The organism is Streptomyces sp. NPDC048196, assembly GCF_040652715.1.
Classification (GTDB): domain Bacteria; phylum Actinomycetota; class Actinomycetes; order Streptomycetales; family Streptomycetaceae; genus Streptomyces; species Streptomyces siderophoricus.
The window spans coordinates 21,420-39,322 of record NZ_JBEZMM010000029.1; the positions used below are offsets into that span (position 1 = coordinate 21,420).

Annotated in this window: 17 protein-coding genes; 8 read left to right on the plus strand and 9 right to left on the minus strand. The window is 73.3% G+C overall.

What is annotated here, in order from left to right; translation table 11 throughout:
* The first annotated feature begins 206 nt into the window (after window positions 1-206).
* Window positions 207-833: a PadR family transcriptional regulator gene (locus tag AB0E02_RS25195; protein ID WP_362142800.1), complete on the plus strand. Its 627-nt coding sequence runs from the start codon at window positions 207-209 to the stop codon at window positions 831-833.
* A 106-nt stretch (window positions 834-939) separates the two neighbouring features.
* Here the strand turns inward: AB0E02_RS25195 and AB0E02_RS25200 are convergent, their stop codons facing one another.
* Window positions 940-1,368, minus strand: a complete 429-nt coding sequence (locus tag AB0E02_RS25200) for an SRPBCC family protein (protein WP_362142802.1) — start codon at window positions 1,366-1,368, stop codon at window positions 940-942.
* A gap of 335 nt (window positions 1,369-1,703) precedes the next feature.
* Between AB0E02_RS25200 and AB0E02_RS25205 the strand changes: the two genes are divergently transcribed.
* The 4 genes from AB0E02_RS25205 (at window position 1,704) to AB0E02_RS25220 (ending at window position 4,635) form a co-directional block, all read left to right on the plus strand.
* Window positions 1,704-2,234, plus strand: a complete 531-nt coding sequence (locus tag AB0E02_RS25205) for a Clp protease N-terminal domain-containing protein (protein ID WP_362142804.1) — start codon at window positions 1,704-1,706, stop codon at window positions 2,232-2,234.
* Window positions 2,235-2,283: 49 nt separating this feature from the next.
* Window positions 2,284-3,522: an EamA family transporter gene (locus tag AB0E02_RS25210; protein WP_362142806.1), complete on the plus strand. Its 1,239-nt coding sequence runs from the start codon at window positions 2,284-2,286 to the stop codon at window positions 3,520-3,522.
* Between the two features lie 261 nt (window positions 3,523-3,783).
* Window positions 3,784-3,969: a hypothetical protein gene (locus tag AB0E02_RS25215; RefSeq protein WP_362142808.1), complete on the plus strand. Its 186-nt coding sequence runs from the start codon at window positions 3,784-3,786 to the stop codon at window positions 3,967-3,969.
* Window positions 3,970-4,437: 468 nt separating this feature from the next.
* On the plus strand, window positions 4,438-4,635 hold the full coding sequence (locus AB0E02_RS25220) for a hypothetical protein (RefSeq protein WP_362142810.1): 198 nt from the start codon (window positions 4,438-4,440) through the stop codon (window positions 4,633-4,635).
* Window positions 4,636-4,748: 113 nt separating this feature from the next.
* On the opposite strand, the gene AB0E02_RS25225 is transcribed toward AB0E02_RS25220, so the two are convergent.
* On the minus strand, window positions 4,749-5,411 hold the full coding sequence (locus AB0E02_RS25225) for an FMN-binding negative transcriptional regulator (RefSeq protein ID WP_362142812.1): 663 nt from the start codon (window positions 5,409-5,411) through the stop codon (window positions 4,749-4,751).
* A 9-nt stretch (window positions 5,412-5,420) separates the two neighbouring features.
* Entirely contained in the window at window positions 5,421-6,086 is a 666-nt protein-coding gene (locus AB0E02_RS25230; protein ID WP_362142813.1) for a pyridoxamine 5'-phosphate oxidase family protein, read from the minus strand.
* A 35-nt stretch (window positions 6,087-6,121) separates the two neighbouring features.
* Here AB0E02_RS25230 and AB0E02_RS25235 point away from each other — a divergent pair, with 35 nt between their 5' ends.
* Window positions 6,122-7,453, plus strand: coding sequence for an aminotransferase class I/II-fold pyridoxal phosphate-dependent enzyme (locus AB0E02_RS25235; RefSeq protein ID WP_362142815.1), 1,332 nt, complete (start codon window positions 6,122-6,124; stop codon window positions 7,451-7,453).
* A gap of 655 nt (window positions 7,454-8,108) precedes the next feature.
* Here AB0E02_RS25235 and AB0E02_RS25240 read toward each other — a convergent pair.
* Complete coding sequence (locus tag AB0E02_RS25240; RefSeq protein ID WP_362142816.1) at window positions 8,109-9,116, minus strand: DMT family transporter; 1,008 nt, start codon at window positions 9,114-9,116, stop codon at window positions 8,109-8,111.
* Window positions 9,117-9,190: 74 nt separating this feature from the next.
* On the opposite strand from AB0E02_RS25240, the gene AB0E02_RS25245 reads away from it, so the two are divergent.
* Window positions 9,191-10,099 carry a LysR family transcriptional regulator gene (locus AB0E02_RS25245; RefSeq protein ID WP_362142817.1) on the plus strand — a complete coding sequence of 303 codons (909 nt, stop codon included), beginning with the start codon at window positions 9,191-9,193 and terminating at the stop codon, window positions 10,097-10,099.
* 284 nt (window positions 10,100-10,383) lie between these two features.
* On the opposite strand, the gene AB0E02_RS25250 is transcribed toward AB0E02_RS25245, so the two are convergent.
* From AB0E02_RS25250 to AB0E02_RS25260, 3 genes are all read right to left on the minus strand, one after another.
* Window positions 10,384-11,736, minus strand: a complete 1,353-nt coding sequence (locus AB0E02_RS25250; RefSeq protein WP_362142925.1) for a carboxyl transferase domain-containing protein — start codon at window positions 11,734-11,736, stop codon at window positions 10,384-10,386.
* Between the two features lie 118 nt (window positions 11,737-11,854).
* Complete coding sequence (locus AB0E02_RS25255; protein WP_362142818.1) at window positions 11,855-13,312, minus strand: acyl-CoA synthetase; 1,458 nt, start codon at window positions 13,310-13,312, stop codon at window positions 11,855-11,857.
* Between the two features lie 179 nt (window positions 13,313-13,491).
* Window positions 13,492-13,956, minus strand: a complete 465-nt coding sequence (locus AB0E02_RS25260; RefSeq protein ID WP_362142820.1) for a pyridoxamine 5'-phosphate oxidase family protein — start codon at window positions 13,954-13,956, stop codon at window positions 13,492-13,494.
* Between the two features lie 200 nt (window positions 13,957-14,156).
* Here AB0E02_RS25260 and AB0E02_RS25265 point away from each other — a divergent pair, with 200 nt between their 5' ends.
* Window positions 14,157-14,804, plus strand: coding sequence for a cysteine hydrolase (locus tag AB0E02_RS25265; protein ID WP_362142822.1), 648 nt, complete (start codon window positions 14,157-14,159; stop codon window positions 14,802-14,804).
* A 114-nt stretch (window positions 14,805-14,918) separates the two neighbouring features.
* On the opposite strand, the gene AB0E02_RS25270 is transcribed toward AB0E02_RS25265, so the two are convergent.
* Window positions 14,919-15,467 (minus strand): Rieske (2Fe-2S) protein, encoded by a 549-nt coding sequence (locus AB0E02_RS25270; protein ID WP_362142824.1) that lies wholly within the window; start codon window positions 15,465-15,467, stop codon window positions 14,919-14,921.
* A gap of 120 nt (window positions 15,468-15,587) precedes the next feature.
* On the minus strand, window positions 15,588-17,747 hold the full coding sequence (locus AB0E02_RS25275; RefSeq protein WP_362142826.1) for a prolyl oligopeptidase family serine peptidase: 2,160 nt from the start codon (window positions 17,745-17,747) through the stop codon (window positions 15,588-15,590).
* Window positions 17,748-17,903: the final 156 nt, after the last annotated feature.

Below are 17,903 nucleotides of genomic sequence, written 5' to 3' on the forward strand. Positions count from 1 at the left end.
TCCCGCGCAACGTGCGGTGGTGCGGTCGTGCAGGCGTGGAGGCGTAGCGGCGCCGAGGTATGGCGGCGCGGAGGCGACGCCTGTGCTGACGTGCCCGGGCCTGCTCTCGTCGAATCGGGTATAGCTCGGGCCTTGCTTCGGCGAACAGTCCCGATATATCGTTGAAGCATCGCGACCGATCAACGATAGAAATGGAGGACGTCACCATGCGTTCCCAAGGACACGATCACGGACACGAGTACCGGCACGAGCACCACGGGCCCGGGCGCCACGGCGGTCGGGGCGACTTCGGGGGTGGCTGGGAGCGGCGGCGCTCCGCCTTCGGCCCCTTCGGTCCGCCGTTCGGAGGCCCGCCCTTCGGGGGCGGCCGGGGCCGTGGCGGCCCGCGCGGCCGGGCCCGGCGCGGCGATGTGCGCGCGTCGATATTGGCGCTGCTCAAGGACCGCCCGATGCACGGCTACGAAATGATCCAGGAGATCGCCGAGCGCAGCGGCGGGGCATGGAAGCCCAGTCCCGGCTCGGTCTATCCGACCCTGCAACTCCTCGAGGACGAGGGCCTGATCGCCAGTGCCAGTGAGGGCGGCAAGAAGCTGTTCTCGCTGACCGAGGCCGGACGCGCCGAGGCCGACAGCGGCTCGGACGCCCCCTGGGAGGATGCCGGCCGCGGTGTCGACTGGGAGGCGATGAATGAGATACGCAAGGCGGGCGGCGGCCTGGTCGAGGCGTTCCGGCAGGTGTGGGCCACCGGCAGTCCCGAGCAGCGGGAGAAGGCCATGGCGGTGGTCAACAAGGCCCGCAAGGAGCTGTATCTGATCCTCGCCGAAGAGGACTGATGGCGCTGGCTCCCTGTAGGAGAGGGCCGGCGTCGGGGATCTCGTTGAATGGGGTGACGTCGAGCCGAGTGCCGGGCGCCGCGGGTCGGGCGCCAGGCGCCGGGGCTCAGGCGAGCAGGCCGGCGAGCTTGCGCAGTGACTCGTTCAGTGCGGCGCTCGCCGAGTCCTTCAGTTTGCCTGCCATCAGGGAGACCGCCGCGCCCGTGAACGACCCGTCGATCTGAACGGTGGTCGCCTCGCCGTCCGGTGTGAGGGCGTAACGCATCCCGAGATTGACGCCCATGGGGCCCTTGCCCGCGATGTCGAGCAACCGGCCAGGCTCCAGTGCTCGTACGGTCCAGGTGGCCTCGGCGGGGAAGCCCATCAGCTTCATGTTCTCCTCGTAGGCCGCGCCCACTTCCAGCGTCTCCGGGCCGCCCTTCGGGAAGGAGGTGTGGGTGGCGTTCCACTGCCCGTATGCATCGAAGTCGGTGAGCCGGTTCCAGACGGTCTCGGCCGGTGCCTCGATGCGGGCCTGTGCGGTGACTTCGGCCATGCGATCACCCCTCCGGTGGCGGTCCTGGCTGGTGCCGCGGAACGTAGCCGGGCGGGGAAGAAGGTTCAATACCGGCGACGCTTGATTCTGATGAGTCGTCAGTTCTGGGTGGCCGGCAGCCCGTACTGGGTGGTCGACCGTTCTGCCGTCGGGGAGTTCGCGGGAGGGGCCGATACCGGTTCCGGATGTCCGACCTCCACGGAATCTGCGTATTCTCTCCGTCTTATCTCCTCCCTGAGGAGGAGATGCCGGAGCGGTATCCCCAACCAGCGTGGGATGCGCAAATGCTTCCCGGCGGGGATGTCCGGGCGTTCAGGGGGTGGTGGGGTGGGGTTGTGCAAAACCGTACTGCGTATAGCGGAGCCGACGACTCCGTCCGGGAGGACCTCGAGAGCAGGCTGACCGTCGAACTCGCGTCGGTGGTCTCCGCGGCCCGCAGGCGGGCCACCCGGGATGGTGACCGGCAGGTCGACACCGCGCATCTGCTGCACGGTCTCCTGGAGTCGGACCCCGCCGTGCGCGCGGCCTTCGACGGCGGACCGCAGGTGGCCCGGCTGCTCGGCTATCTCGTCCAGCGCAGCATCGGCTACGGACTCCAGTGGCTCGGCACGGTCGAGGACTCGGGCGCCGTTCCGATGGTCACCGAAGGCGGTGTCCCCGGATGGTCACCGGCCGCGGCCGCCGCCATGGACGGCGCCCACGACCGTGCGCACGCCCGCTACGACACCCGCGCCGGCTGCCTCGATCTGCTCGCCGCTCTCGTCGACGATCCCGAATCGCGAGCCGTCGAGGTGTTGCGCCGGGCCTCCGTCGACACCGCCCGGCTCGCCGCCCGTCTGGACGGTGATCGCGCCGGCCAGGACTGACAGGGGTCTCGGGGGTTGCGCTGCTGACGGCGGCTGCCATGATGACCCGATGCACGCGTCATCAGGGAGCCCGGCAGGTCGAGCGGCCGGCCCGGGCCAGGGAACTGCAGGATCCTGGCCGGACCAGCGATCGTCCGCGCTCGACGGGAGCCGGGTCGGCGCGCCGCGGGGCCGTGGTGCCGGCCTCGGCATCGCCCTGCTGTCGGCGCTCGCCTTCGGCGGCTCGGGCGTGGCCGCCAAACCCCTGATCACGGCCGGTCTCGAACCGCTGCACGTCACCTGGCTCCGGGTCGCCGGCGCGGCGCTGGTGATGTTGCCGGTGGCCTGGCGCCACCGCGATCTGCCGCGCCGCAGGCCCGCCCTGCTCGTGGGCTTCGGACTGCTCGCCGTCGCCGGGGTGCAGGCGTGTTACTTCGCCGCGCTCTCTCGCATCCCCGTGGGCGTGGCCCTGTTGATCGAATACCTGGCGCCGGCGCTGGTCCTCGGCTGGGTCCGTTTTGTGCAGAAGCGGCCGGTCACCCGTTCCGCGGCGCTCGGTGTGGTGCTCGCCGTCGGTGGTCTCGCCTGTGTCGTCGAGATCTGGTCCGGGCTGAGCATCGACGCACTCGGCCTGGCGCTCGCGCTGGGGGCGGCCTGCTGCCAGGTGGGCTACTTCGTGCTCTCCGACCACGGCAGCGACGGCGAGGACACGGCGGATCCGCTCGGGGTGATCGCCTACGGACTGCTGATCGGCGCCGTCGTCCTCACCGCGATCGCGCGCCCCTGGGAACTCGACTGGACGGTCCTCGGCGGCGGTGCGGACATGAACGGCACCCAGGTGCCCGCTGCCCTGCTGCTGGCCTGGATCGTGCTGGTCGCAACGGTGGCGGCCTATCTGACCGGAGTGGTGTCGATCCGCCGGCTCTCGCCCCAGGTCGCCGGGGTCGTCGCCTGTCTGGAGGCGGTCATCGCGACCGTACTGGCCTGGGTGCTGCTCGGTGAACATCTCTCCGCTCCGCAGATCCTGGGCGGGGTCGTCGTCCTGATCGGCGCCTTCATCGCGCAGTTGGCCAAGCCGCAGTCGACCGAGTCGTTGATCGTGGCGGGAACGGGCCCAGGGGAGGCCACCGCCCCGGCGGAGACCACGGCGGTGGGGGAGAGCACGGCGGTGGGGGAGACCACGGCGATGGGAGAGACCGCGGAAGCTCGCGACGACGCCACCTCGTACGGCAGCGGTGCGGCCGCGGCCGGGGCGGGCGCGCCGGCGGGTGCCAGGGACGGCGTGCCGCCGGGATCGCCCGCCGCATAGCGCATCGATCATGCAGGCCAGGGCGCTCTCCTTGCCCGCCGCGTAAGGCGGGCGGCGGCCTCCGAGGACATCCCGGCTCGGGTCCCCTTCCGGGCTGACCGTCGCTGCCCCCAGACGGCACATATGGCCATTCCTCGGCGCACCGCGCCGACCCGGACCTTCTCGGAGCACCACCCCTGCATGCAACCTCCTCCTCCGCCCTGCCCGTGGATTGGGGGCTGCTGTACGTGACGTTCGCCGCCACCGCGTGGGGCGCCGCGAGTGCGGCCGCCGCCTTCCGTCCACCGGGGCAGCGGACTGGGCTCGATCGCCCTCACCTTCTGGCGCACCTTCGGCGGCCTGATCCTGCCGCTCGCCCTGCGCACGCTGCTGCGCCGTGGCTCGACGGCCCCGCTGCTCCGACCCCGTACGAGCCCGGCGAGCGCGGCGTTCTGCGCACGCTCGTGACGGGCGTGGCACTGGCCGTCTTCCGGGCCGCCTACTTCGCTGCCGTGCAGACGACCGGGCGGCCGTCGGCACTGTCGTCACCCTGAGGCTGGGCTGGTTCCCCTCGCCATCGGGGCGCGCGTGACGATGGGGGAGCGGCTCGGCGCGGGCGGTGCGCCGGCCGTCATCGGGCTGCTGATGGGGCTGACCGTCCCGATCCTCGGCGGAGTCGGCGCGACCGTCCGTCCTGGCGGGTATCGCCGACGCCCTGCTGTCCGCGGCCGCTGCGCCGCTACGACGTTGGCCACCCGAGGGCTGAGCAGGGGCGGCGGCAGCGATCCGTACGCCTCGACGATCGGCGCCTTCGTGGTTGGGTGCGGTCTGTCTGCCGCCGCTTGTGGTGGTGGGGCTCTGGCCCCAGGTACACGACTTGGTGCGCAGCCTCTGGTTGATGGGTACGTGGCTGTGGTGCCGACCGCGCTCGGCTAGGTGCCGTTCCTCACGGTGCCGGCCGCCGTACGCGCGACGACCGCCTCGGTGATTTCGCTGATCGAGCCGGTGTACGCCGCGGCCGCCATCGCGGTGCTCTTCCTCGGCGAGCGGCTCGCCGCGCTGGCCGTGACGGAGGCGCGCAGCGCCGTGGCGGCCCCGGCGGCCCCGCCGGCCAAGGCGTCGGCGCCCGGTTGAGGCGACGGCAACGGGCCGGGCAACGGGCCGAGGTGAGGGCGCCGCTGCGTACGCCGAGGAGGGGCCCGGCCGGCGGCATCGGCCGGGCTCCCTCCCTCTGCCGGACATCCGGGTCAGGGAGCGGGCGTCCTCGGGACCGCACCGGCCGCCGCCAGGCGGCGCTGCTGGTGGGCGCGGGCGGCTGCGTCGCCGGGGCCGTTCCGTTCGGCGAGGCGTCCCGAGATGCGGTGCTGGACGGTCTCGCTCCGCTTGCCTCCGTATTTGAACTTGGCGCGGATGTCGTGCACTTCGAGCCGCAGGCCACGGATGCCGGAGAGCAGCCGCCCGTACGGTGCCTCACCGGCGGTGACCGGGGCCGAGCCGCCCTCGGGCTGGAAGTGACCCATCTGCCGTTGCAGCAGCGCCGCCTTCGCCTCCGGATCGTCCACGACATGGGCCGTGCAGCTCAGCTGGACCGCCGCGTAGAAGCTCGTGGGGACGCCGTGCTCGGGCGGGTTGCCCTCCTCGGCCTGCCAGGGGCCGGGGATGAAGGTGTAGTCGTCCACCACGCTCAGCAGCACCTGCGGACGGTCCGCCAGCGCCTCCCAGAGAGGGTTCGGGCGGGCCAGATGCGTCACCGCCTCGCCGCGGTCCGGGTCGTAGGCGAAGTGCAGGGGCTGCACCAGCGGTGGTTCGCCGGGCCGTCCGTTGGCGGCCAGCTGGCCGAAGTCGTGCGTGGCGAGCCAGCGTTGCCACTCGGCGTCATTGGTCGGGGCGTCCCAGGGGTGTATCAGCACGGGTGCTCCTCAGCGGGCGGTGAGGTACGCCGGCTCCGCGATGCCGGGCGCCAGGTCGTCGGACGGTATGGGGGCGCCGTACACCGGAGCCACGGGAAGGACACCGCTCCAATACGGCAGCGCGAGGTCCTCCGGCTCGTCGCTGGGGCCACCGGTACGGATCTTGGCGGATACGTCGCGCAGGTCCAGGCGGATCACGGCGGTGGCGGCCAGTTCCTTGGCGTTGCCGGGGCGGGAGTCCGCGGCGCGTCCGGGCAGGACGTGGTCGACCAGCGCGTCCAGGGCGGCCGTCTTCTCCTCCGCGTCGGTCACCTGGTACGCGGTGCCGTGCACCACGACCGAGCGGTAGTTGATGGAGTGGTGGAAGGCGGACCTGGCCAGCACCAGGCCGTCGACATGGGTGACGGTGACGCAGACCTCAAGGCCCGGGTCCGTGGCCCCGCCGGCCATCCGCAGGGGCCGGGAGCCGGTCGAACCGTGCAGGTAGAGGCGATCGCCGACCCGGCCGTAGAGCGTCGGCAGGACGACCGGGGAACCGTCGCGGACGAAGCCCAGGTGGCAGACGTAGCCCTCGTCGAGGATGGCGTGCACCGTCTCGTGGTCATAGGCGGCGCGCTCGCGGGCGCGGGTCGGGGTCGTGAGGTCGCTCGGCGCGTACGACTCGGCAGAGGCCATTGCCAGCTCCATTGCACTAGTGCATAATCGAGTTTGTGCTAGGAGAGTATCGGATCGAAGGGCGGCGCGCATCGGACATTGCCGCCAGCGTCGAGCGAGCCATCGGTGCGGGCGAGCTCCAACCAGGCGAAGTCCTGCCCCCGCTCAGGGAGTTGGCCGTCTATCTGGAGGTGAATCCGAATACGGTCGCGGCCGCGTACCGCACGCTCCGCGACCGGGGAGTGATCGAAACCGCGGGTCGCCGCGGCAGCCGGGTGCGCCCGCGTCCCGCGAGTACGCCCCGCGACGCGTTGCGGGTGGAGGTGCCCCCGGGGGTCCGCGACACCTCCGACGGCAACCCCGACCCGTCCCTGCTGCCCCCGCTCGAACGGGCGCTGGCCGCCGCCGCGGCGCGCAGTTCCCGGCGGCCGGTCCTCTACGGCACCCCGGCCGTCGACGAGGAGCTGGCCGCGCTGGCCCGCTCGGCCTTCGCCGACGACGGCGTGGCGGAGGGCCCGATCACCATCACCAGCGGCTCACTCGACGCCATTGAACGGGTGCTCGCCGCCCATCTGAGGCCCGGCGACCGCGTGGCCGTGGAGGATCCCGGCTGGGGCAGTCTGCTGGATCTCGTCCCGGCGCTCGGGCTGCGTCCCGCGCCGGTGGGCGTGGACGACGAAGGGCCGCTGCCCGCCCGGCTGGCGCAGGCGCTGGAGGATGGCGCCCGTGCGGTCGTCATCACGGACCGGGCGCAGAACCCCACCGGTGCCGCCGTGACGGCCGCCCGCGCCGCTGAGCTCCGCGCGCTCCTCACCGACCACCCCGGCGTCCTCCTCATCGAGGACGACCACGGCCACGGCATCGTCGATCTCCCGCTCCATCCGCTCTCCGGTGTCACCGGCCACTGGGCGCTGGTCCGTTCGACGGCCAAGGCCTACGGACCCGATCTGCGCCTGGCGGTGCTCACCGGCGATGCGGTGACCGTCGACCGCGTGCGCGGACGGCAGGCACTGGGCCCCGGCTGGGTCAGCCATCTCCTCCAGGACACGGTCGTGCAGTTGTGGCAGACGTCCGCGGTCGATCCGACGGCCGTGGCCGGCGCGTACGGCCGGCGCCGTGATCCGCTGATACGGGCGCTGGCCGAGCGCGGGGTGCCCGCCCGAGGGCGGAGCGGGATGAACGTCTGGGTGCCGGTCCCGGACGAGACCGGAGCGGTGGCCCGGCTACTGCATTCCGGCTGGGCGGTCGCCCCCGGTGCGCGCTTCCGGCTGCACTCCCCACCGGGAATCCGCATCACCGTCTCCGGGCTGTCGCACGGCGACATCGAGCCGCTCGCCGACGCGGTCGCCGCGGCCACGGGGGCGGGTGAGCCACGACGATACGAGTAGGGAGGGTGGTGCGGAAAGTGTGTTGGGGGAGGGGAGCCGCTCGGCGGGGGGAGTGATGGCCTGGAACTCGGCTGTAGTGAACTGGAGTTGGTGGGACCGGCGGCTGCGCCGGATGCGGTGCCCGTGCCCCGCGTCAGGGGGCGGGCCGGAGGCGAAGGCGGGGCTGCCGGTGAGGCGCACTCGGCTGCCCGGGGTGAGGCGGCGCGTCGAGTCATCCAGCCGGAGCAGCCGGAGCAGCCGGAGCAGTCGATGGGCGCCGGGGCGGCCGGCAGCGCGGCGAGCGTTCCGGCGGTCAGCCGATGGTGAAAGGTGCAGCGCCCCGGGCGCCCAGGAACCGGCAGGCGCGGACATGCGGGGGCAGGCCGGTCGGCGCTGCCGTGTCCGCAGCTGCGGGTCCTGGCTTCGGCCAGCCACAGCTGGAGGCGGTTCACGGCGAGTGCGACCGGAGTGGAGCGGGCCGCTTGAGCAGGGCGGCCACACCAGACGTCCCGTGCGCCCCGTCCACGACGCCGCCTTTTGCGCTCCCGTCGACGACGCCCCCCTTCGCGCTTCCGCCCCGGGCGTGTTCCCTCGCCCGTCAGGTTGGCCATGGCGCGCGAACTTCCGTAAGAAGTCGGCCCGTTGACACTCCGGAGACGGACAACGGGCCAGCGGTTCAGTTGGTGGACGTGGAGCGGCGGGCCGTCGGCGTGCGGGGCTTGGCCTGGGTGAGGGCCGCGCCGGCCAGCACGATCAGGGCGCCGACCGGGGTGTTCCAGCTGAGTCGCTCGTTCAGGAGGGCGACCCCGGCGGTGGTGGCGATCACGGGGACGAAGTAGGTGACCATTTGTGCCGTGGTGGGCCCGACCTCGGCGACCAGGCCGTACTGGAGGAGGAAGGCGAAGCCGGTGCCCAGCGCGCCGAGTGCGAAGACCGCGAGCAGCGGGAGGATCGGGTAGCCGGTCGGTGCGGTGGTGAAGAGCGGGGTGACGACGGCGAGTTGGGCGGTGGCCAGCAGCAGCTGGGTGCTGGACATCGACAGGTGGGAGTGTGAGGAGCCGGCCAGGGTCCGGCGGACGTAGATCCAGCCGATGGGGTAGCTGAGCGAGGCACCGAGCGCCATCGCGGTGCCGGTCAGATCCGTACCGGCGAAGCCCTGCCAGGCGCCGAGCACGGTCAGCACGCCCAGGAAGCCGATGCCGAGACCGGCGACCCGCCGCCGGGTCGGGCGGTCCTCGGAGAGCGCCACGACCGACAGCGCCATTCCCCACAGCGGCGAGGTGGCGTTGCAGATGCCGGCCAAGGTGGAGGGGATGGTCAGCTCGGAGTAGGCGAAGAGGGAGAACGGCAGCACGTTGAGGAAGAACGCGGCGACCGCGAGATGTCCCCAGGTGCGGGCGGAGCGCGGCAGTCGCTCGCGCTTGATCACGAGAATGGTCAGCAGCACCAGCGCGCCGAACGTCACCCGGCCGAGCGTGACCTGCAAGGGTGCGAAGCTCTGCGTGCCCACCTTGATGAAGAGGAAGCTGAAGCCCCAGATGAGCGCGAGGATCGCGAACCGGACCTGCCAGCCGCGGGCGCGCGGCCGGGTCACGGCGACGGGCCGCTGGGGCGTGGGGGCGGTGGGGTCCGTGGCCGTGTCGGGGCTGACGGAGGCGACGGAAGTGCTGGTGGCGCTGGTCATGACACCTAAGATGGCGGATGCAACTTAGTAGCACAAGCGAGTTTTTGTGGCAGGTATCGCGTAGCATTGCTTATATGTTGAACCTTGATCGCCTACGGACGCTGAGCGCGGTCGCCCGCCACGGATCGGTCAGCGCGGCCGCCGACGGGCTGCATGTGACCACCTCGGCCGTCTCCCAGCAGATCGCCAAGCTGGAACGGGAAACCGGGCAGCAGCTGCTGGCGAAGAACGGGCGCGGGGTGCGGCTGACCGACGCCGGACGGCTGCTCGCCGACCACGCGGTGCGCATCCTCTCCCAGGTCGAACTCGCCCAGGCCGAGCTGGAGGCGCACCGCGGCCAGGCGGTCGGCGAGCTGCGGATGGGCGCCTTTCCCACCGCGGCGCGCGGGCTCTTCCCGGCCGCGCTCGCGGGGATGCGCGCCGCGCATCCTCAGCTGCGCGCGCGTCTGACCGAGATGGAGCCGGACGAGTCGGTGCGCGGGGTGGTGCGCGGCGACATCGATCTGGCCGTGGTCCTGGACTGGTACAACCGCCCGCTGTCCCTCCCCGACGGGCTGGCGAAGTCGCCACTGCTGGACGACCCCGCCGATGTGGCGATGCCGGCCACGCATCCGCTGGCCCGGCGGAGCTCCGTGGAGCTGGAGGAGTTCGCGGAGGACGAGTGGATCTCCTGGCCACAGGGGGAGTTCTGCAACGAATGGCTGATGTTCACGCTGCGCAGCAAGGGCATCGAACCACGCATCGCCCATATGGCGGAGGAGCACGGGACCCAGCTCGCCCTGATCGCGGCCGGGCTCGGCGTCGCGGTGGCGCCCCGCCTGGGCCGGGGACCGGTGCCCGAGGGGGTGAGCGTGGTGCCCGTACGCCATACGATGCGCCGCCATGTGTACGCCATCTGGCGCGCGGACGCGGACCGTAGACCCTCGATCCGCGCCGCGGTCGGTGCGCTGCGGACGGCCGCGGAGCAGGTCGAGGCCGCCTGAACGGGGCCTCCGGCGCCGAACGGGGCTTTCGGCGGCCCCAGCCGTCCCGATCCGTCGCCCCTTCCCAACCAGTCACCCCGCCCGATCCGTCACCCCGCCCGGTCGGTCGCCCCTTCCTGGTCGGTCGCCCCTTCCTGGTCGGTCACCCCGCCCCGGTCCGTCGCCCCTTCCTGGTCGGTCACCCCACCCCGGCCCGTTGCCCCTTCCCGGTCCGTCACCCCGCCCGGTCGGTCACCCCGCCCCGATCCGTCACCCCGCCCCGGTCCGTCACCCGTCCCGGTCCGTCACCCGTCCCGGTCCATCACCCCGTCCCCGGTCGTCGGCACGATCCCGCGGATGACGCCCAGGCCCAGCAAGTCCTGGGGGCGGATGCGGAGTTGTTCGGCGGTGTCGTGGACCTGCCCTTCGTCGCGTTTGAGGATGGCGGCGGCCAGTTCCGGGGCGATCACCGAGAAGTAGCTGTCCGGCGTGGCCCAGAGCCGGCCCGGGGCGGCGAGGGCCAGCGCGCCGCCCGAACCGCCCTCGCCGATCAGCAGGGACGTCACCGGCACCCGCGCGGTGGCCAGCGCCGCGAAGGCGTCGGCGATCGCCGCTCCGGCACCGGCCCGCTCGGCCGCCGCGTCGTTCGCGGCGCCAGGGGTGTCCACCAGCGTGAGCACGGGTATGCCGAGCCGGTCGGCGAGCCGGACCAGCCGGGCCGCGGTGCGGAAGCCGGCCGGGCGGGTGGCCGTGCCGCACTGGGCCACGAAGGCGATCGTCCGGCCCTCACGACGGCCGAAGCCGCACCGTATACCGGGGTCGGTGCCGCCGCAGCGGTCGCCGCTGAGCTCCTCCCGGTCGTCGAAGTACGCCCGCAGATACGCCTCGGCGCGCGGCCGTTCGGCCGCACGGGCGCGCACCACCGCATCCCAGCCGGTCTCCGGCAGCCCCGCAGCGCCGAGCGCGGCCGGCGGGGGTGCAGGCGTGGCATCGGCGCCGGCCGGGAGGCCGGCGGGAGCGAGCAGCCGCAGCCACCGCCGCAGCGTCTCCCGCAACCGGTCGGGCGGGACGACCGCGTCCACCTGCCCGGCGGCGAACTGCCCCTCGGCGGAGTACGCGGACGGGTCGGCGTCCCGGGGGCGCACCCGCGAGCCGGCGAAACCGATCTGCGCCCCGGGCAGCGCGAGGATCACATCGGCGGCCGCCCCGAGCGTGGCCCAGCCGCCGCCGGTGGTCGGATCGCGGACCACGGCGAGCTGCGCCAGTCCGGCGGCGTGGTGCAGCGCCGACTGCCGGGCCACCCGCTGCAGTTGGCTCAGGGCGCGCATGCCCTCCTGCATCCGGCTGCCGCCGGTCGCGATCAGCGAGACGACCGGCAGCCGCCGCTGCCGGGCCTCGGTGTATGCCGCCTCCAGGCGGTCGCCGGTGCGCTCGCCCAGCGAGCCGCCGAGATAGCGGAACTCGAAGGAGAGCACGACCGCTCGGGTCCCGGCGAGGTCGGCCACGGCGGTGACCACCGACTCGTCCTCACCGGTCGCCGTACGTGCGCGGGCCCGGGCGGCGTCGTAACCGGGCCAGCCGAGCGGCCCGTCCGGGTCCGGTGACGCCGTGGCCGACGGCGTCGGCAACTCGGTGTACGTGTCCGCGACCGCCGCCAGCGCCTGACGAGCCGTCAGGCGCGCGCAGGGCTTCGCCGCGCCCCCGCCCGTACTCGCTCCTGCTGCGCCCGCACCCGCGCCGACCGGGGCACCCCCGCCGCTCTCACCGTCCCCGCCGTCATGCATGGAGCTCTCGCTTCAGGATCTTGCCCATGTCGTTGCGCGGCAGGGCGTCCAGGAAGTGCACGGTGCGCGGCCGTTTGTGCGGTGCGAGCTGGCGGGCGACATGGTCGGCGAGCTCCTCGGCGGACGGCGGCGGGCCGGCCTCCGGGCCGCGCTCGGCCACGACCCAGGCGACGATCCGCTCGCCGAGGTCCTCGTCGGGGGCGCCGGTGACGGCCGCCTCGGCGACCCCGGGGTGCGCCAGCAGTGCGTTCTCGATCTCGCCCGCGCCGATTTTGTAGCCACCGCTCTTGATCAGGTCGGTGGCCCGGCGGCCGACGATGCGGTAGTTGCCGGCGGCGTCCCGGACCGCCATGTCGCCGGTACGGAACCAGCCGCCGTCGAAGGCGGCCGCGGTGGCGTCGGGGCGGTTGAGGTACTCGACGAAGAGGTTCGGGCCGCGGACCTGGATCTCTCCGACCGTCTCGCCGTCCCCGCCCTCGATCGTCTGGCCGGCGTCGTCGACCAGCCGGACGTACACCCCGGGCAGCGGCACCCCGACCGTGCCGGTGGCCTCCGGGCCGTCGGCCCGCACGCTGGTGTTCATCAGCGTTTCGGTCATGCCGTACCGCTCGATCACCCGCCGCCCGGAGGCCGCCGCGATCCGCTCGTGATCGGTCAGTGGCAGCGCCGCCGAACCGGAGACCAGCAGCCGGGCCCGCGACAGCGCCTTCGCCAGGGCCGGATCCCGGCCCGCCTCCACGGCCAGGCGGTGGTACATCGTCGGGACGCCGAAGAGCATCGTGCCCTCCCCGGACAGCTCCCGGGCGACCGCGTCCGTGCTGAAGCGCCCCAGGTGGTGGACGCTGCCGCCGCGGCGCAGCGGTCCGAGGACGCCGAGGATCAGGCCGTGCACGTGGAACAGCGGCAGGGCGTGCACCAGGACGTCGTCGGCGGTCCACTGCCAGGCGTCCTGGAGGGCGTCGAGGGTGTGGGCGAGGGCGCGGCGGGGGAGCACCACGCCCTTGGGCGGGCCGGTCGTCCCGGAGGTGTAGACGATCAGCGCCGGTGTCTCGTCGGCCGGTTCCTGCGGCAGCGCGGGCCCGGGCCCCTCGGGCGGCTCGGTGGCGTCGACGTCGATACGGGGGAGTGCGGCGAGCGGGCCCGGCAGCTCGTCGTCCGCCCCGGCCAGCACCAGCGAGGGGGTGCTGTCGCCGACGATGTGTGCCAGCTCGCTCTCACCGATCTTCGGATTCACCGGTACGGCCGCCACACCGGCGAGCAGCGCGGCCACCACTCCCACGGAGGTTTCGAGCGTCGGCGTCGCCCAGACCGCGATGCGGGTCTCACCGGCGATCCGCTCGGCCAGCGCGCCCGCCACCGACGCCAGCTGTCGATGGCTCAGCGCGCGGTCGCCGAAGCGCAGCGCGGGGGCGGGCGAACCCTCGCGCAGTGCGGGGAAGAGCACGTTCACCGGATCTCCTTCGTCTCGTCGGCACCCGGCCGCGCCCGACCGGGCCGTCCCGCCTCCGCACCCTGCGCGGGCGCGGAACGGGCTGACGGGACCACTCTCGCAGACGCCACCGACAACGCGCTGAGAACCGGCGATCACCGCCGGTGACCCCGCCTTCGCGGCCTCGCTGCGGCCGGCGCTCAGCCTGGGATCTTGCGGAAGTCCCACGACACCACGGAATCCGGCGTCAGCCTCAGCCAGGCGTGCCGGCCGTCGTGGGGCATCGTGGTCATCCCGAAGTACTTCCCGGCGAACAGCCGCTCCGGAGCGTCCAGTTCGGCACAGCGCTCACCGGTTCGCGGGGCCTCCCCGACGCACTCCGCGCGGCCCGACAGCTCCACGCCGCGCAGTTCGCCGTACGCGTGCCCGTCGTCGACCACCACCGCGATCCGCGGGTCCTTGCGGACCTGGGTCCACCGCCTGCTGCGGGTGATCGAATAGAGCCACAGCGCGGCACCGTCCCAGGCGAACCACAGCGCTCCTACGTGCGGCGCCCCGTCCCCGCCGACCGTCGCGACCCGGCAGGTGCGCTGCTCGGCGAGGAACGCGTCGAGTTCGCCCGGCGTCATCATGATCCGGCGCCCGTGCCGCTGTGTGTCGGTCATCCGTCATCGCCTCCGCTGCGACTGCCCTGGTGGGAACTGCCCACCAGGGACGAGCTGACTGGGCGTCAGAAATCATCGGCGCTCTTCCTGACGGATGCAATGCCCGGTACCCTCGCCCGCCTCGAAGAGCCCCGGCAGGGAGGCGCCCGCCCGGGGCGGACGCCGTCAGGAACGGACCACCGGAACCGGGAGGACCTGCCATGCCCTCGGACGCCGTACGGCTCGGCGAGCAACTCGACCCGGCCTCGACGGTGCTGCTCACCGTCGAGTGCCAGCGGGGCGTGGTCGGCCCGGAGAGCGCGCTGCCCGAACTCGCCGACACCGCCCGCACTTCAGGGGCGCTGGTGAACATCGCCCGCCTGGTGGCGGCCGCGCACGACGCGGGGGTCCAGGTGATGCACGCGGTGGCCGAGCGCCGTCCCGACGGGCGCGGCGCCAGCCGCAACGCGCGCCTGTTCAGGGCCGCGGAGAAGCTGCCCGTCCAGCAGCTCGCCGGGTCCACCGCAGTGCGCATCGCCGATCCCGTACCGGTCGGCGAGGAGGACCTGGTGGTGCGCAGGCTGCACGGTCTGTCGCCGGTCGCCGGCACCGAGGTGGACGCGCTGCTGCGCAACCTCGGCTGCCGGACGCTCGTCGTCACCGGGGTGTCGGCGAACGTGGCGATCCCCAATACGGTGTTCGACGCGGTCAACCTCGGCTACACGGCGGTGGTGCCCGCGGACGCCATCGCCGGGGTGCCCGCCGACTACACCCCGGCGATGATCCGCCACACACTCGCCCTGGTCGCCACCGTCACCACTACGGAGGGCGTGCTGACCAGTTGGCGGAGGCCGCGCCGCACCCGCTGACGGGCCGGACCCACGAACGGACCGACGAACGGGCCGACAGCCGGACCGACGAACGGGCCGCCGACGCACGTAGGACAAGCGGCGGCGCGCCCTTCGGTGGTCCGTTGACGTGCCTCAGGCGAGCGTGACCGTACCGCCCTTGACGTTCACCTTGGCCGGGGGCAGGCCCTTGGTGGCGGGGCCGTGCTTCACGCTGCCATCGGTGATGTCGAACTTGCTGCCGTGACAAGGGCAGTTGATGGTGCCGCCGGAGACCTCGTTGACGACGCATCCCGCATGCGGGCAGACCGCGGAGAACGCCTTGATCTCGCCGCTCTGCGGCTGGGTGACCACCACCTTCTCCGCCTTGAAGATCTTGCCGCCGCCCTGGGGGATCTCCGCCGCCTTGGCGAGTTCCTTGCCGGCCGGACCGGCGCCACTGCCGGCTTCGGAACCGCCCGCCCCCGTGGCGCCGTTGCCGTCCGCCGCCTTGGAGCCGTCACCGCCCGAGCCGGCCATATCACTGCCGCAGGCCGCGAGCGCCGCCGTCAGGCCGGCCGCGCCGACCGCCGCAACCACGGTGCGCCGGGCCGTTCCGCAGCACGGCCGTGCCGGAACCGTCTCCTCCGTCCCCGACCCCGTGGCTGCCGTCTCCGTCCGCCCCGTTGCTGCCTGTCGTGCCATGGTCTGCCTCCGGTTCGTGGTGGTGCCTTCGGTGCGCGATCTGGTCCATGGACGTTGCACAAGCTCCATACGGAGACCTCGGCGGCCGCGTTCAAAGCCGGGCACGTTCTTGTCGGCGCGTCACACTCCGACGGCCGACAGCGCGTCCCGCAGGAAGTCCCGCTGGAAGTGCAGCAGCTGCTCGTTGACCGTGTCGTCGGCCGGCAGGTGGGTGGCCCCCGGCAGCGGCAGCACGCTGTGCGGCCGGCCCGCCGCGAGCAGTTCCGCCGAGAAGCGCAGGGTGTGCGCGGCCGCCACGTTGTCGTCCGCGAGCCCGTGGACGAGCAGTAGCGGACGGGTCAGCAGATGGCCGTGCCCGGCCAGGGAGGAGCGCTCATAGGCGTCCGGACGCTCCTCCGGGTGGCCCAGGAACCGCTCCTTCCAGTGGGTGTCGTACAGCCGCTGGTCGGTGGGCGGGGCGCCGGCCACCGCCGCGTGGAACACATCGGGGCGGTGCAGCACCGCGGCGGCCGCCAGGAACCCGCCGAACGACCAGCCGCGGATCGCCACCCGCGACAGGTCCAGGTCCGGGTACCGCGCCGCGGCCGCCCGGACCGCATCCACCTGGTCCTCCAGTGCCGGCCCGAGCTGGTCGCCGTGCACCGCCTTCTCCCAGGCCGGCCCCCGGCCCGGCGTGCCCCTCCCGTCGACCACCAATACGGCGAAGCCCTGCTCGGCGAACCACTGCGACACACAGGTGGACCACCCCTGGCCCCGTCCCGCCACCTGGAGCCCCGGCCCGCCGTACGGGTCGAGCAGCACCGGCAGCCGGGCCGAGCCCTCCCGGTGCCACGACGGCAGGTGGAGGGCGGCGCGCAACTCCCGTTCTCCCAGGGTGAGAAAGACCGGGCGGGGGGTGACCGCCGGGGTCTCGGCGAGCGAGGTGATGCCCGCCGCGGGCCGGCCGCCGCGCAGCACGCTCACCTCGTTGCCGTGCGGGGTCTGCCCCTCGACAACCACGGTGCCGCCCCGTCCCGTGCCCGTGAACCGGCCCGGCCCCCGGCTCAGCCGCCGGTTGCCGTGGCCGGGCTCATGGCTCCACACATGGGTCTCCAGCGGGTCCTCGCTCGCCGTGAAGAGCACCCGTTCCCCCTCGACCGCCAATACGGCGCGGAGTTGGAGTCCCTCCGGGGTGACCCGGCGGCCCCCGATGGTCAGATAGCGGGTGTCACCGTCGTCCTCGGGGACCACCAGCGCGCCCGAGGCGGTACGGCACGGGGTGCCCGGTATGAGCTCCACCCAGGCCGGATCGGTCCGCTCGTGCCGCACTTCGGTGGCCCCGGTCGCCGGATCGACCGCGAGCAGCCGGACCGTGCGCTGATCCCGGCTCTGCACGGCCAGGAACGGGCCGTGCGCGTCCCAGCCGGCCTCGGTGAGGTACTCGTACGCCGTGCGGTCCCAGATGACCTCCACGCGCCTGCCGTCCAGGGCGACGAGCTGCACCGTGACGTCCGCGTTGGCGGTGCCGGCGGACGGGTAGCGGATCGTCCGCGGCGGCCTGGCCGGATCCGCGGGGTCGGCGAGGTAACGCCGTGCCACCCGGCTGGTGTCGACCCGCGCCACCAGGAGGTGGCGACTGTCCGGGGCCCACCAGTAGCCGCGCAGCCGGCCGATGGATTCGGCCGCGACGTATTCGGCGAGCCCGTAGGAGACCTCGGGGCCCTCGGCACGGGCCAGCTGCCGGTCCTCCCCGGCCAGGGTGACGACGTGGAGGGAGCGGCCGCTCACATAGGCGATGGACCGCCCGTCGGGCGAAGGGCGGGGGTCCACCACCGGGCCCGCCGCCGGGACGGGAAACGGCGCGCCCCCGTCCGTCCGCACCGCCCACAGCGCACCGGACAGTGCGAACGCCACCAGCCGCGCGTCGTCGTCGGCCGCGTAGGAGACCACCCCGGCCGACCTCTCACGGGCGCGCTCCCGGCGCAGCCGCTCCTCCTCGGGGAGCGCTTCGGCCGCGTCCCCCACGAGGAGCGCCGGGTCGGCCAGCACCCGTTCCGCACCGTCCTCGTACTGCCACAGCCGGCCCACGGGGTCGGTACCCGAACCCGTACGGACGAAGAGCACCCGGCGGCCGTCCGGGGAGACGGTGAAATGCCGGGGCACCCCGAGGGAGAAGCGGCGGGTGCGGGCGAACTGGCGTGGAAATGCAGTGGTGTTGACGGGATGGGCGGGGTCGGTGAGGGGCGCGGGGCCGGTGGTGCCGTGTGCCAAGGTGCGGTCGTCCATGGGACGGTCGTCCACGATGCTGTCCTCCAGTGTGTGTGCTGCGCTTTCATCCCGGGATGCCGAGGGGCGTTCCACAAGGCGTGCCACAAGCTATTCCCCAAGGCGTTCCACGGGGCATTCCGCCGGGGCGCTCCGGGGAGGGCTTTCTCCGGGGCTTTCTGCCGGAATCCG

Bases quoted from the DNA above. Each gene is read 5' to 3' on its own strand.
- AB0E02_RS25230 (WP_362142813.1), bottom strand. From the start codon at position 6,086: ATGGCCTCTGCCGAGTCGTACGCGCCGAGCGACCTCACGACCCCGACC.
- AB0E02_RS25195 (WP_362142800.1), top strand. From the start codon at position 207: ATGCGTTCCCAAGGACACGATCACGGACACGAGTACCGGCACGAGCAC.
- AB0E02_RS25245 (WP_362142817.1), top strand. From the start codon at position 9,191: ATGTTGAACCTTGATCGCCTACGGACGCTGAGCGCGGTCGCCCGCCAC.
- AB0E02_RS25270 (WP_362142824.1), bottom strand. From the start codon at position 15,467: ATGGCACGACAGGCAGCAACGGGGCGGACGGAGACGGCAGCCACGGGG.
- AB0E02_RS25265 (WP_362142822.1), top strand. From the start codon at position 14,157: ATGCCCTCGGACGCCGTACGGCTCGGCGAGCAACTCGACCCGGCCTCG.
- AB0E02_RS25210 (WP_362142806.1), top strand. From the start codon at position 2,284: ATGCACGCGTCATCAGGGAGCCCGGCAGGTCGAGCGGCCGGCCCGGGC.
- AB0E02_RS25200 (WP_362142802.1), bottom strand. From the start codon at position 1,368: ATGGCCGAAGTCACCGCACAGGCCCGCATCGAGGCACCGGCCGAGACC.
- AB0E02_RS25240 (WP_362142816.1), bottom strand. From the start codon at position 9,116: ATGACCAGCGCCACCAGCACTTCCGTCGCCTCCGTCAGCCCCGACACG.
- AB0E02_RS25260 (WP_362142820.1), bottom strand. From the start codon at position 13,956: ATGACCGACACACAGCGGCACGGGCGCCGGATCATGATGACGCCGGGC.